General features: G+C 39.9%; 12 protein-coding genes and 1 riboswitch. Of the genes, 5 read left to right on the top strand and 7 right to left on the bottom strand.

Going from position 1 to position 14,850, the window contains the following annotated elements; genetic code table 11:
* Positions 1–192: 192 nt before the first annotated feature.
* Positions 193–711, bottom strand: a complete 519-nt coding sequence (locus H4J61_RS08400; RefSeq protein ID WP_182184707.1) for a DUF2141 domain-containing protein — start codon at positions 709–711, stop codon at positions 193–195.
* A 394-nt stretch (positions 712–1,105) separates the two neighbouring features.
* Positions 1,106–1,513 carry a hypothetical protein gene (locus H4J61_RS08395; RefSeq protein WP_182184706.1) on the bottom strand — a complete coding sequence of 136 codons (408 nt, stop codon included), beginning with the start codon at positions 1,511–1,513 and terminating at the stop codon, positions 1,106–1,108.
* Positions 1,514–1,982: 469 nt separating this feature from the next.
* On the opposite strand from H4J61_RS08395, the gene H4J61_RS08390 reads away from it, so the two are divergent.
* Positions 1,983–2,465, top strand: a complete 483-nt coding sequence (locus tag H4J61_RS08390) for a protein disulfide oxidoreductase (protein ID WP_182184705.1) — start codon at positions 1,983–1,985, stop codon at positions 2,463–2,465.
* A 362-nt stretch (positions 2,466–2,827) separates the two neighbouring features.
* Here the strand turns inward: H4J61_RS08390 and H4J61_RS08385 are convergent, their stop codons facing one another.
* Positions 2,828–3,145, bottom strand: coding sequence for a VF530 family DNA-binding protein (locus H4J61_RS08385; protein ID WP_182184704.1), 318 nt, complete (start codon positions 3,143–3,145; stop codon positions 2,828–2,830).
* 308 nt (positions 3,146–3,453) lie between these two features.
* A riboswitch (cyclic di-GMP riboswitch) is annotated at positions 3,454–3,539 on the top strand.
* Between the two features lie 64 nt (positions 3,540–3,603).
* Between H4J61_RS08385 and H4J61_RS08380 the strand changes: the two genes are divergently transcribed.
* Positions 3,604–4,983: a hypothetical protein gene (locus H4J61_RS08380; protein WP_182184703.1), complete on the top strand. Its 1,380-nt coding sequence runs from the start codon at positions 3,604–3,606 to the stop codon at positions 4,981–4,983.
* Between the two features lie 218 nt (positions 4,984–5,201).
* Here the strand turns inward: H4J61_RS08380 and H4J61_RS08375 are convergent, their stop codons facing one another.
* A complete protein-coding gene (locus H4J61_RS08375) occupies positions 5,202–6,335 on the bottom strand; it encodes a hypothetical protein (protein WP_182135435.1) in 1,134 nt (377 codons plus the stop codon).
* A 670-nt stretch (positions 6,336–7,005) separates the two neighbouring features.
* Positions 7,006–8,196 carry an MFS transporter gene (locus H4J61_RS08370; protein WP_182135550.1) on the bottom strand — a complete coding sequence of 397 codons (1,191 nt, stop codon included), beginning with the start codon at positions 8,194–8,196 and terminating at the stop codon, positions 7,006–7,008.
* A gap of 159 nt (positions 8,197–8,355) precedes the next feature.
* On the opposite strand from H4J61_RS08370, the gene H4J61_RS08365 reads away from it, so the two are divergent.
* Positions 8,356–9,240 carry a LysR family transcriptional regulator gene (locus tag H4J61_RS08365; RefSeq protein WP_182135433.1) on the top strand — a complete coding sequence of 295 codons (885 nt, stop codon included), beginning with the start codon at positions 8,356–8,358 and terminating at the stop codon, positions 9,238–9,240.
* 394 nt (positions 9,241–9,634) lie between these two features.
* Here the strand turns inward: H4J61_RS08365 and H4J61_RS08360 are convergent, their stop codons facing one another.
* Entirely contained in the window at positions 9,635–10,552 is a 918-nt protein-coding gene (locus H4J61_RS08360; RefSeq protein WP_259363224.1) for a LysR substrate-binding domain-containing protein, read from the bottom strand.
* Positions 10,553–10,673: 121 nt separating this feature from the next.
* On the opposite strand from H4J61_RS08360, the gene H4J61_RS08355 reads away from it, so the two are divergent.
* Both H4J61_RS08355 and purT read left to right on the top strand, forming a co-directional pair.
* Entirely contained in the window at positions 10,674–11,927 is a 1,254-nt protein-coding gene (locus H4J61_RS08355; RefSeq protein WP_182184701.1) for a D-amino acid dehydrogenase, read from the top strand.
* Between the two features lie 362 nt (positions 11,928–12,289).
* Complete coding sequence (purT, locus tag H4J61_RS08350; RefSeq protein ID WP_220461227.1) at positions 12,290–13,480, top strand: formate-dependent phosphoribosylglycinamide formyltransferase; 1,191 nt, start codon at positions 12,290–12,292, stop codon at positions 13,478–13,480.
* 365 nt (positions 13,481–13,845) lie between these two features.
* Here purT and H4J61_RS08345 read toward each other — a convergent pair whose 3' ends face one another.
* A complete protein-coding gene (locus H4J61_RS08345; RefSeq protein ID WP_182184700.1) occupies positions 13,846–14,802 on the bottom strand; it encodes a hypothetical protein in 957 nt (318 codons plus the stop codon).
* Positions 14,803–14,850: the final 48 nt, after the last annotated feature.

Genomic DNA, 14,850 nt, shown 5'->3' with positions numbered 1-14,850 from the left:
TACTGCGACCTGCCTCAAAACTTGCATTGCTATCTAACGCCGAGTTCAGGGGCATTTGAGTCGAAGCCTGTTTTTACGACAGCCAAAATGGGTGGCAGGTAAAATGTACGCTACAATAATTTGTTAGGTACAGTAAACTCTCAATGGTCCTGCCTGATTGAAACAATGCCTAGGTACTCATGGAAAGGTCGCTCAATAAGTCAATCTAATCGTTAGATCAAGGTTTTGCCCATCGTACGAAAAGCTGGCGGTTTCAAACGATGGCGCGCTCATCAAGGCTTTTGCACCGCTTGAAAAACCGTAGCCTTCCGTCGGGACCCCTAGCAAGTTAGTGCCAAGCTTACCGTCCATATTTTTATCATGAATGACAACCAACGCATACCTTCCCGGCGGGATATCTAAAAAGTTGCAACGCGCCTGCGTATCTCGAATTTTCATCATCATTATATTGGTTGCTGAGTGCAAAAATTCAGTTGGGAAACCTGCTGAAGATTCGAAAAGCGCACAAGCTACAACCCCAGTGCTATTTTTAATATTCGGAATTTTCACTTGAATTCCAGAGCACGTTGATTGGGCAAAGACCATAGCGGGAAGATGCGCAAACACCAGCACGGCACAGCATACTAAACACCGGGTCCCTTTAGAGAAGCGCGTCACAGGACGCCTGACAGTGGAGGCAAACGCAGACTTCCTATTAATTAATTCACTCATTAGTTCCCTCATAGCTTTTATTCCCCTAAACTGGTTGGATCCGCCATTAGACGCCTAACGTCTTGATAACCCGCGACGGGTAGCCAGCAATGAAGCTGATCACTGACGGAACCTTGGCAAAACCAATGAACTTCAATTTGCCTCAGTGGCCATGGTCAGCGTTTATTAAATTGCTCAGCGATTTTTGCCGTTTGAGTCCAATATTGTCCATTTGGCCTCAAAATCGACAATGCGGCCTAGGAATATCAAGTACTACATGGTACGTCAACCAACATTGCATTGAAATATTAGTTACCCAACGTAGCCATAGCCCAGACTCGATAACGTTTCCCCTGGATTAATTTTTTAGGTTGATAAAAAATATTGATGCCGATAACTAGGCCTTTTTCTTGTTTCATTGCGCTATTTTTATATCATTTGTTTTCACACAAGTATTGTTGAAGTCGTCAAACTTATCGCATCTGGTTCGCACAAACGACTTCTGCCCTGAGTCGAAAGAACACTTTGTCTGATAATGACAGCTGCTGTTGAACTCTTCCCAGTACTGACATTCTTCAACGCATTGGAGATTTTTGTATGTATAAGTCTTTTTTTCAAACAGGCACTTTTTATTAAAATCGTCCCAGTACTGACAATTTTTGAGCGCCTGCGGTACATCCTCAGTTAAGGTTAGGCCGCAGGTGACGGTGAGGTTTCCCTGGCGAAATGTTTCTCCCGTTTCAAGACTTACCTCTTTTGCGCAGACACTACCGGCTAAAAACGTCACCGCTCCAATGAAAGCCATTAAAAAAATTTTATTCATGATCTGATTCCTTATTAACTTAATTTTCTATAATCTAACAACACAACTGCAAAGACTGTAAGGTTTTGTTTCATATATCAAGGTTTCAAGTCGTTTTTATTTTTTAGCACTAACTGTGTAAAACTAACATCCCACTTAAAAAATTCAAATTCAAATTCAAATTCAATCATTTAGGATTTCCTTACTACTGAACTGAGTTGTCACAAATAAGAGGATCATTCAATGACAGCTGTAGCGGCGAAGCAGACTATTTATTATGATGGTTTTGTACCTAAATTAGGTCAATTTTGTGGCGTAAGTACCGTTAAACCAAATCTTCCAAGTAATTGCCATTTGGCCTTAAGAATTATTTATTGCTAACGACTTTTCAGTTCGCATTGAAAACATTAGAATAGTTAGTCTTAATGGAAACTATTCTCAACGAAAAGTGAAAATAATTAAAAAAATAGTCTTGTAGGAGAGGCAATAAATGAAGTCGTGGTTAAAACAAATCTCTTTTATTGTCATCGTTTTTCTCATCACGAGTTTTGCTGTAGATACGTGGCGAACTTGGGGGATTGATCGACAATCACTGCCCGATCTACAAGGAAAGACAATCTATAATAAAACCATTAATTTAAAGGAGCTAAGTTTTGAACAACCCATCTTAGTGTACTTTTGGGGGACTTGGTGTCCAGTTTGTTCCTTTGTTAGCCCTTCTATAGATACTATTTCACAGCATTACCCTGTTTACAGTATTGCCATGCAATCTGGTGATAATAAGACACTACAAAAACATATGGAAATAGAAAGTTATCAATTTAATGTCATTAACGACGATAATAATCGCATAGCTAACTCGTTAGGTGTGCAAGTTACGCCATTAGTAATGGTGATTGACCAAGGTGAACTCGTTCACTTCACAACAGGTTATGTGAGTTTATTTGGTTTATGGTGGCGCATTGCTTTTTAAAGATCTCAGGGCGTTAAGCGGAAGGTAGCAGCTATAATGTAGGGATAACGTAGCGATAAATTTTCTAATGCTTTGTTTTTTATGCGAGATTAGGATATATACTTTTATCCTAATCTGATAATTTGTCAGTCATAAACGCTAAGGGAAATATCGATGGTCATAAATCAAAGACCTAACCTCGCAGGCTTATTGGCGATGGCAGACAATCCCTGATATTTCGGGACTGTCGCAAAAACAACATACTGAATAGGACCTCTTTAGTCGCGCTGACAAAATAAAGGTAGATTATCTCGTTACTGCTTTGCTTATTAGCGCTGTAAACAGTGATAGTCGAATCCTTTAAATCACGTCTATTAATTGTCCTATGTTGGCCAAACAAAGGGAGCGGGCTTGGTGGAAGTCGTTTCTGATACGGCTGTTTTCTGAGAGAGTATCCCCCTGATTACTTTCCCCGTTGCTTTATGCTTACTACAAAATGTTTTTAGGTATAAAATTTCAACTCTACTACGTGCCCAAGGGGTTGTACGAAGAAATTTTAAACTTGATTTAAGACGTGGTTTATTAGTGAAACAACGAATATTGAGTAATTCCCCCATCTTATCCCAACCAACTTCCTTCTCCAACTCGGTTAGAATCTGTTCGAGTTTAACGCCGTGTAGAGGCTCATTACTGTTATTCATAGACCACCTAAAATCAAAAATAGCATTGTAACAAGTTTCCTAAATATTGACAGACTTATACGTTTAACTCAGGTAAAGCTATACGGAATGCCTATCTATGGTTTATTTTGACGGCATTTATTGCTTCGTTGTCATTTTACTGGCTACTAACATATCAACATGATCAATCATCCGCTCAACCTCGTTTGTGAAGTTGAACCAGAAATAATAATCTATTTCATAATTTTTATTTCTATAATCGCTAGAGCTACTACTTTTAATGACGAGTATAAATTACCTTGATTTTATCTTACCTTACAGTAGACTCGTGAAATAACTGGCAACTATTAATGAAAATTAATAGACGCAAAGCTACCAGCCTAAGTGCATTGCATAGGGTCGTGGGGTTGCAATTTATATGGATATTTTTACAACCTTTACTGTGATTTATTAATTACATCATTTATTAGAGGTTGTGGATGTTTTTCTCAAACAAGTATTTTATTCAATTCGTTGTTATTTTTCTCCTAAGTGCCTGTGGCGGAGGTGATAGTAGCGATACCGTCTCAAATCCACCACCAGTAACAACGCCTCCTGTAGCCACGTCACCTGTAACGGCTTCATGCGTCAATCCTCATTCTGCTGACTACCCTGAATCATATAAGGGTAAATTTGAAACCCTCTCCCCCAGAGGTAAACTTTCTAGCCATATAGTCAGAGGTATTAGTTTTAAAGACTACTCCCCTAGTTGGATTTATGATGGCCTATCCCAGTCTCAACGGGATAATTGTTCCAGAGATGAATATGTAAAATTAATGTATCTTGAAGCATTACAAGCAATGAATGCTTCTGGTGCACAAAGGGTTTGGGTTTACAATTATGGTCAGTGGAACGATAGCCAAGAACCATGGGTAGTCGCCGAAGCTAATTATCATACGCCTAAAAAATATATAGAATATATTGTCGAGCAAGCACGTTTGCTCAACATCGATATTTATTTTTCTTGGCAGTTTACTCAAAACAATGTCGATGGCGATATTATTGTTGAGCAAGGTGAGAAACTCACGTTGGACAAGCTTAAAATCATATTAGATGCCCATCAAAACAATATGATTATTCAGGCAAAACATGCCCAAAAAATAGCTATAAAAGGTATTTCTGCTGACTGGAACGCGATGTGGCTCACCTTGCATACCGACGAATTAAAAGAATATTATATTGAGCGATTTGCCGAAATTATCGATGATATCAGAGCCAATTTTGACGGCGATATTACTTGGGGGCAAATAGGGACTGTAATTAATGATCAACGAATATTTTCCAGAGTAGATAGTATTTTAATCAATGCGTTACAGTGCTGCGGAAATCAATTTAACGCCGAAGAAGATGCTAAGCTAACAACGGAACTGATTAAGCAGAAAACCTTTGAGTCACTGACCAATCAGCATATGCAAATATATTGTGGTGATATTAACCAACCATGCTGGCACGGTACGTCAAATATAGAATTACCAGTAACACTTATTATTCAAGTACAAAGTCGTGAAGACTTTTTTCTCAATGGCTGGAAAGAAGATGGTTTCTGTACCCCAGGAAGTTTAGAAGACGGGACTGAAGTCAGTTGTATTCAAAAAAGTTTTGTCACTGACTTTTCTGTGCAATCAGTGGGTATAGAAGGCATTATGCAAGCGATTGAAGAGCAAGATACCTTTATGATTAACAGCGTCGATATTCATACCGGCTATTGGCTTTCACCCACGTTAACTCCCAATTTTGAAGGTTTCCCTAACACCTCTCAATCTATCCGCGGTAAACCGGCAGAGGATATTGTTAAGTATTGGTATACCGGACAAGAATAATTCACCTTATGTTAACGTAATGGCCGGTAAATTTACCGCTCATTACTTTTAAATCCACCATGTGCTAAAAGTAGATAAAAATCGACTGTTGATTATTCTTAGTTATTTTATCAGCGTAAATAAAACGAATTATCCATCATGCGCTTAACCTCACCTTTAACACTTAGCCATTAATAGTGGTTGAATTGCCATTTTTATAAATATTATTTAAGCAGCGACTAAAAAACAAACGGAGAAACATACTCATCGTAAATATAAACTGCAATTTCTAGTCCGCCAAATATGATAGCGATATCACGTACCAAAACGAGTGTTTTATTTTCTTTTTTTGCATTAATCTCTTCGTCCAATGGCATTGGAAATAGTTCGTCAAGATGATCAAAATCCACATATTTACCTTCCGCATTAATAGCCAGTAGCGCTTCTTGTTTTTTTAAGGTCAGGTCATTGTTTGCGTCTTTAATCCAGCTGTTAATGATATTTGAAGGCATAGTCATTGCGAAATAAGTAATGATGAAGAAAAATATCTTTTGAATTGCTCGCCATGCTTCAGGCCACCAGCCCTGTGAAACGTCATATGATAAGGTGGATACCACCCCTGCTAACGCCATGAAGTAAATGGCGGTCCAAGGTACGTAAATGACATATTTTAATCGAGTGAAATACTTTATAGCATCTTCATGAACCCAATATTGCTCACGTATTTTTTCAGCCGTCTTAGCTAAAAGAGCCTCTTTTTGATGCTGCTCAGCAAGTGCATGACATGCTTCTGCATTTAATTTGATATAGTCCGCGCATCCTCTGCCATATGCTGCTTTCATATCTGCATCTTGAAATGGCGGATAAATCATAGAAATAACGTCTCCAGCATCGTTAAAGACAAAGTGTACTTTTGGGTAGGCGGTAAAGAAGAAAACAAATTCTTTGCTTTCATGTCGGATACTGAAACTATCATGACAGTTCCCATCCGCACCGGCATTATAGGCCATATCAAGCATATATTGGCTTGTTGCGCCGATAATCCCTACGTCTTTCAACCTAGCTAAAAAGCCTTGAATGATAAGGTCGCGTATTCGAGAATCATAGCCATAATCTGGCTTGCAGCTATATGTCAGGCTACCATCTTCATTCAGGACATAGCGGTATGTAGCGACCTCAAAATCTATATTGTAGCCCCAGCCATATGCGTACCTGAATTGCGCATTCAACCTAGATTGATTTTGTCGGTCTTCCTGATCCAAAAGGCTGCGGCGACAACTATGGCAGTACTTCCAAAGCATGCCAGAGTTGTCGCTATAATAATTATAAAAATATGAATCAGAACAACGTTCACAGGTACGCATATCAGACATTTAGTAAACTCCACATTTTTCATCGTGTTGATAGGTGAAGAAAAAACACCCGAATCAAGTCCAATGTAAATAGTGCTTTTGGTGGGCGTGGGCAGGATTTTGTATAGATAAAATAAAACATTATTTTTCATAAAATCAAATAACATCATGCCTCATATTTTCCATCTTGACATCTATTTTATGTTTTTAAGGGAGTGAAACCTGGCTTTTTTCGTCTGTTATTTAACCGCCCTCACGTAATTAATAATTCAAAAAAAGCACTTTCTGCTGTTGTTAAAACCAGCGCTGAATATTGTTTATGATGATGAACGGCTTTTATTCAAACAGACTTATCTGAGGAGGCGATCTACTTTGTGGGGGCTATATGAGGCCAATAATTCAAGGCTAATAATTCAACGACTTCGACATTTTTTGCCTTCAGGTGACTGAGTATCTTTTGGATCACCAATGGATGTTCATTAGACACATCTCTGTGTCTACCCCTTAGGGTGGCACTCGCTATGCATATTGCTTTACGAATTCAAGACTTAATCCACGGTTTGCACCGGTAATAAAAACAGTTGCCATTACTATCTATCTATCCATTAAAGTATAAAAAATGCGAAAAAAAAGAAGCGGTATTTTTATAAATATCGCTTCTAATGATGATGTGGTTAGACTCTATTAAGAATTAAGCGGTTCGCGTCATCAATGCCTTCTTCTGCGCTTTCTTGTCTAATGCGCCGCTAAAGCGTGTTAACACTAGCGCAAATAACACCACAATCGCGCCAATCCAAGGTGTGTTCATTAGTCCTGCTTGTTCGACGATTAAACCGCCTCCCCAAGCACCCAGTGCAATACCCACGTTAAATGCGGCAATGTTAAGGCCAGATGCAACATCAACTGCATCAGGTGTATGTTTTTCAGCCAGTTTTACGACGTAAACTTGCAGGCCAGGGACATTACCGAAGGCAAATGCGCCCCAAACTAAAATAGTGGCTACCGCTGCAATAGGATTCACCGCAGTGAAGTTGAACACCAGTAGCACAGTAGCAAGGCCTGTAAAAATAATGCTTAGCGCTTTAATTGGCCCCATTTTATCCGCCATTTTTCCGCCCCAGATATTACCTACAGCAACCGATACTCCATAGACCAACATAATCAGACCGATAGCGCTTGAATCAAAACCAGAAATCTGTTCCAGAATAGGTGCTAAGTAGGTAAAGGCAATGAAGGATCCGCCGTAACCAATCGCTGTGATTGCGTATACCAAGAGTAAACGAGGCTCCGATAGTACTTTCAATTGCGCGGAAATTTTAGTCGCTGCTGCCTGCTTTAAGTTATTTGGCACTAACAGCGCGCTGCCGATAAGTGCAATTAAACCGAGTAGTGCCACCGCTAAAAAGGTTGCCTGCCAGCCGAACGTTTGGCCAATATAGGTCCCCAGCGGAACGCCCGTCACCAGTGCGACGGTTAAGCCCGTAAACATGATGGCAATCGCACTCGCCGCCTTGTCTTTTGAGACTAAACCTGTCGCAATAGTCGTGCCTATTGAAAAGAACACACCATGCGCCAAACCCGTTAATATACGAGCGGCAATCAGTGTTTCATATCCGGGAGCTTGCCACGCCAGTAAGTTACCCGCGACAAAAAGCGCCATTACACAAAGCAATACATGCTTGCGGTTCCAGTTCCCTGTCAGCGCGGTTAAAACAGGTGCACCAATGGCAACACCCACTGCGTACAGGCTAACCAACAGCCCCGCGGAAGGCAGTGATACACTTAAATCCTGTGCCATGGTGGGGATTAACCCTACAATGACAAATTCGGTCGTTCCGATGGCAAAGGCGCTGAGCGCCAATGCGAGTAATGCTAACGGCATTATTTTTCTCTCTTTTTCTGCTTTAATATTGGAACACAATATGTGTTTTCGTTTGATGTGCGCATTATTGTTGATTTTTAAGTCGTGAAAAACCGTGTTATTAACAAATTACTTTTGTTAATATTGCAAAAATAAACTTTGAGATTGAAGAGAAAAAACGTGCTGACTCGTTCCGATGATTTAGAAATCCTACTTACGGTAATCGACAGTGGCGGCTTTTCTTCTGCAGCTGATAGCTTAGATATTCAGGTCGCTAGAGTGTCCCGCGCGGTGAGCAAAGTTGAAAAACAGCTAGGTGTCACCATTTTAAACCGCACTACAAGGCGGATCGAGCTGACTGATGAAGGGCGGCAGTTTGTTGAGTCTGTCCGTGTGGGACTGTTACATATTCGTCAGGCCGAAGAGCAGCTTATTTCTCGTGGAGAATTACCTGCAGGCAGGTTGCGCATTGATGCGGCAAGCCCTTTTGTATTTCATCAACTTGTTCCACTTATCCAATCGTTTAAAAAAGCGTTCCCTGACATTCAACTCGAGCTCACCTCTAATGAAGGTTTTGTGGATTTATTGGAGAAAAGAACCGATCTAGCGATTCGCATCGGTAAATTAAACGATTCCACTTTACACGCCCGCCCGTTAGGAAAAAGTCTGCTGTATATGGTGGCTTCCCCTGAGTATCTCGCTAAAAGAGGTGTGCCAAAAAAAGTCAGCGACTTATCTTGCCATGACCTGATTGGTTTTACGGGTTCAAAAGTATTAAACCGCTGGCCATTAGCCGGGATTGACTATATTGAACCGAATTTGACCGCCAGCAGCGGTGAAACCGTGCGTCAACTAACACTTGCTGGAAATGGCGTTGCCTGCTTATCCGGCTTTATGATCAATGAAGATATTGCAGCAGGTAGACTTATTGCTGTTTTAGAGCAAGGAAAACTCACCAATACGGATCGCGAGCAGATCAATGCCGTTTTTTATAAGTCTTCTTCGGTTGCTAGACGAATCTCGGCTTTCATTGACTTCATCCAACCCAGGCTCACTCTAAACTAATGTTATAATTATATTTTTTTAAAAATAGCCTTACACTTATCGCACTATCTTCTAGCCAGAACACACATACAATAGTAGTTTTAACGTCATCTAATATGACCGTAAATTTACCTACGATGGGCATGTATTACTATGAAAAGTAAAAATATATCCGCGTGGTCGTATAAAACTTCCGCGCATTCACTTCTCGGGTCAGCATCAGTCTCTGTGGTGCGGCAATACTTACACCACCCGCTTCGGACACCGCTAACATCATTTGATTGATTCATTGCTGGCATTCATCGGCCAGTATATTATCAAGCTAAACCGCTCTTTGTCTTAACACCGTATGACCTAGTTGAGCAATGGAAGAGCTATTATTTTTGGCTACCGTTTTAGTTAACCTGAACTTTGGTTAGTTAATAAAATTTTGTTTTTCATCTAATAACCATTGCTTAAAGCAGTTAATGGCTGAAGAAGAATGGTGTTGGATCAGGTAATAACCCGCATTTGCTTCTATGGGATTAAATGGCGAAACCAGTTTTCCTTGTTTAAAATCTTCTTCAACTAAGGCATATCGAGCCATAGCTATCCCTAATCCTGCTTCGGCTGCAGCCATAGCCATATCAGTTCGATTAAAATAATGCCCCTGAAGACTGTCTGCTGTAATGCCCATGTGATTGAACCAATATTGCCATTCGGTATTTTTGGTTGCGCCATGCCATGGCTGAGCATCATGTAATAGGGTGACCGACTGCCAAATAGTTTGTTGGTTTTCTACAGAGGTATCTTGCCATTTAAAGGCTTTAAAATATTCAGGACTCATCACAGGAAGCAATTGTTCAGATAAAAACAAGTCACTTTTTTGCTGAAAATTAGCAGATTGGCTGTAATCGATGGCTAAGTCAAAGTTATTGCTTTGATGGTCAACTAGCGCACCTTCAGCAAATGTTTGAATGCTAATATTCGGATAACGATTGTAGAATTTCTCAAGACGAGGCACTAACCATTTGTATGCAAAAGAAGGCGTTAATTTTAATCTTACCTCGCCATCGAAATTTTCTTCTTGATGTAACGCTGCAATTACCTCGCTTATATCTTCAAGACTGCTTTTTACTACTTTATATAATTGTTGGCCTGCTTGAGTTAATCGAACGCCTCGCGAGTGCCTTTCAAACAGGATTATTGAAAGTTGTTCTTCTAGCAAGTTTATCTGCTGACTTATCGCACCTGTTGTAATATTTAAATAAATGGCAGCCTGAGTAAAACTGCCTAATTCGGCCGCTACCTCAAAGGTCACTAAACCCGATGCTATGTTACCTTTTAATTTCATCAATACTCATAGCCTTTAGAATTACTAAACACAGATGTTAATTAATATCGATTGTAGAAGATAGGTATTTTTCACATAGTAGTTAACTATTTTATGATTTAACAATATTTAAGTGATGAGTATGAAAGTTATCGTTTTAGGCGCTGGCGTAGTCGGGCTAACCTCCGCATGGTATTTGGCTCAAGCAGGGCATCAGGTAACGGTTGTTGATCGCCAGAGCCTAAGTGCTGAAGAAACCAGTTTCGCTAATGCAGGCCAGTTATCTTATGGTTATTCATCTCCTTGGGCTGCCCCTGGTATTCCGCTAAAAGCGTTGAAATGGTTAACCCAAAAACATTCGCCACTTATTGTAAAGCCAAGTGCTTCACCGATGTTTTATCTTTGGATGATGAATATGCTAAAAAATTGTAATGAGAGTCACTACCAGATTAATAAAAACCGTATGTTGCGCGTGGCGAATTACAGTCGAGAATGCTTGTCAGATTTAGCTAAAAATCATGCCATAAAATATCAAGGTCGTCAGCGAGGAACGCTACAAGTTTTTCGTCACCATGCACAGGTTGAGGCGGTGCAAAAAGATATGAAGTTATTAGCAGAGAGTGATGTACGATTTAATCTATTAAATGTTGATGAGTGTGTTAAAGCTGAACCAAGCCTTGCTTTGGTTAAAGACAAGCTTGTTGCTGGGCTGCATTTACCCGATGATGAAACGGGCGATTGTTACCAATTTTGTCAGCAGCTTACTGACATGGCTAAAATGGCGGGTGTTGAGTTTAAACTCAATGTTCAGGTAAATAAATTACACCTTGATAATACTAATATTACTGGGGTAGATACCTCTATTGGTGAGCTTAAAGCTGATGCTTATGTGGTCGCGCTGGGTTGTTATTCTGTGAACTTATTGAAGCCAGTAGGTATTAATTTACCTGTTTACCCTGTCAAGGGCTACTCACTCACTATTCCAATGACCGATGAACAATTCTCACCTGTTTCAACTGTGATGGATGAAACTTACAAGGTTGCTATAACACGTTTTGATAATCGAATTCGGGTGGCAGGTACGGCAGAATTAAACGGCTTTAATTTAGATCTACCTGAAAAAAGAAAAGCCACTATCGCTATGGTGGTTCAGGACTTATTTCCTAAAGCAGGTAACTTAGCCGAGGCAGAGTTTTGGACGGGGTTACGTCCTATGACGCCGGATGGCACGCCTATTATTGGTAAAACTAAGCTAGCTAATTTATATACCAATACGGGGCACGGTACTTTGGGTTGGACTATGGCTTGTGGCTCGGCAAAACTATTAGCCGATATAGTCTCGGGCAATGAGCCAGATATTGACGCAAGTGGATTAGATTCATTTAGGTATGTGTAAAGTAATAGCAAGGCCAATAGCCGGCGATTTCTAGTCTATTACTCAAGGGTTTTCACATAATTCAGAATTCAAAACAATCGTTTTCTGCTGTTGTTAAAAAAAACTCTAAATATTACTTATGATGATGCGGTGCTTGAGGCTTTTGATGGCGAACAAAGTCTTTAATAAAAAAAATAGTCACAACTGGGCATGTGGTGGCAGATAAATCTCCCCCCCCCTCTGCCTTACCTGGAAATTAAATACCTTTAATATTTTTCTTACAAATATCAGAGGTTTTTTTATCCGATATCCTCAAAACATAAAAAATTCTGTTAATATCTTTGGCCATATCATCCCTTCAAATTTTCAGTGAGTCGAATAATATGAGTGTTTCAATTTTTGGCAGTGCAAAAGCGAATAGTGCGACAAAAGCCCTTCTTTTAGGATCTGGAGAGCTGGGTAAAGAAGTTGCGATTGAATTGCAACGCTTCGGTATTGAAGTGATTGCGGCAGATAGTTATAAAAATGCACCGGCAATGCAAGTCGCGCATTCGTCCCATGTGGTCAGTATGCTCGATGGTGAAAAATTAGCAGAAATTATTCGCGCCGAAAAGCCTGATTTTATTATCCCAGAAGTAGAAGCAATCGCCACGGATACCTTACTTGCCTTAGAAGCAGAAGGTTTTAATGTGGTACCCACAGCCCGTGCGGCAAAACTCACCATGGACAGAGAAGGTATTCGCCGCCTCGCAGCTGAAACATTAGGTATAAAAACGTCACCCTATATATTCGCAGACAGCAAAGAAGAATATTTATCTGCGGTTGATAAAATAGGTAAACCTTGTGTGATAAAACCTGTCATGAGTAGCTCTGGTAAAGGCCAAAGTGTTGTAAAAAGCGATGCTGATGTAGACAACGCATGGACCTATTCTCAAGTTGGCGGTCGTAGCGGTGAAGGTCGTATTATTATTGAGGGTTTTGTGCCCTTTGATTATGAAATAACGCTATTAACAGTGAGTGCCGTTGACGGTATTCATTACTGCGCCCCTATTGGTCACCGTCAGGAAGACGGCGATTACCGTGAATCTTGGCAACCACAAGCAATGTCAGCGCTAGCACTTCAGCAAGCACAAGATATCGCCAAAAAAGTTGTCACTGAACTGGGCGGATATGGTTTATTCGGCATGGAGTTTTTTGTCAAAGGCGATCAGGTTTATTTTAGCGAAGTATCCCCTCGCCCGCATGATACCGGATTAGTGACCTTGGTGTCACAGGATGCTTCAGAATTTGCCTTGCATGTTCGCGCCATTTTAGGTTTTCCTATTGGTCGTATTATTCAATATGGACCAAGCGCATCGAGTGTTATTTTAGGTAATGGCGTATCTGATGATATTAAGTTTGCCAACCTGGGTAAAGCACTCGGCAGCGTTGCCGGTGCGCAAATTCGATTATTTGCCAAACCGGATATTAATGGTCATCGGCGTTTAGGTGTCGCAATTGCACGTGGTGAAACAGTTGAAGAAGCCATTGATAATGCCAAGACTGTCTCGAATAACGTTAATATTATTTATTAAATAGCACCGCTTAAATTTTTTCTTTAATATTTTTGTCTTCAGTAAAAAAGGTAACTTAGGTTACCTTTTTTACTGCCTGCCAACTCACAAAAAACATCCATCTCTTAATAAAAGTACAGATTCAGCATGGAAAAATTGAAAAATACCACAACCTTAGCTGCTGTTTTTTTATGCAACACGTTTAGGTACAGATAGTTATATGTTACCTAACTATCTGCAAGCTAAAAATAGCATCAACTCAGTAGATAATGAATCACATTGTTCACCCTTGGGTTACTAAAGCGCCACTCCATAAAATGCTTTAGTATAGAAGTAATGTCGCTTTACGTGGAAGACGTGACCAGAATATAGCAATATTCTTCCACTCAATAAGGCAGATCAACACCTGGACACATTTCTTTGATGTCTCTTAATGCGCGCTGTGTTCGGGATATGTCTTCGGTATTGAATTGCATCTTGTTGCTGCCATTATCACATTTGCCAACACATTCGACTGTGATGTATGTGTTGTAGCCCGCATAGTCCCCTGCGCTCCAAGCATTCCCATCTACCTTTTGAGATTTCCAGTTCACTCGATTGAAATCAATTTCGCGAAGGCTTGAGCCAAACCAGTCGGCGTAAACACAGTCGTCTGTGCTGTATTTAGCTTTAGTCCAATCGCTTTTGTCAGTTACGTAATTGGTGTTTTTAGGGTATTTTAAAAACCATACCGCATTGATAAAATTAGCGTTGGCTAAGTTGTTTTTCCGCCAACTCTTGACCTCTACTAGCGCCTTTTCTTTTTCAGCATTTTTAGCCTTTTCTTCTGCTATTTTTGCGATTTCTGCAGCTTCTTTTTCCTTCCGCTTCTGTTTTTCTGCTATTTCTTCAGCTTCTTGTTCCTTCCGCTTCTGTCTTTCTGCTTGCCTCTGCAATTCCATCACTAACTGATTCTTTTGTTCTTTATCAAGATCTATTGCTGACTGAATAGCATCAAGATCCGTTTTAGTCAAAACGCGTGTGACTTTATATTGAGAGCTTGATTGTTGATAATTTATCGGTTCGTAAGTTGTCGTCACTGCATACATTACGTTTTCTGAAAAGTTTGATTGACCAGGTAGTTCATTAAAAAAATTAAGGTCTTTTTTTGCTCTAACAAATAATCTCTCGTTTGAGTTAATTACTCTTTGATAATTATAGTTCTCATACCAGAAATCATCATCTTCATTAGACCAAATATCGGCATAATATGTATCATCTAGTTTTAAGTTAGTTTTCAATATTGAGGCATAGCCACTAATCATAGTTAAAGCACATACGATTGAGATTATTATTATTTTCATTTCTTTAATTCTCTAATTTTTAATTTTTAATTTTTAATTTTTAATTTT

Source organism: Colwellia sp. MB3u-4 (assembly GCF_014077065.1).
In the GTDB taxonomy this organism is placed as follows: Bacteria; Pseudomonadota; Gammaproteobacteria; order Enterobacterales; family Alteromonadaceae; genus Cognaticolwellia.
The sequence above is the reverse complement of the archived record's forward strand: the minus strand, read 5'-3'. Positions and strand labels throughout refer to the sequence as shown.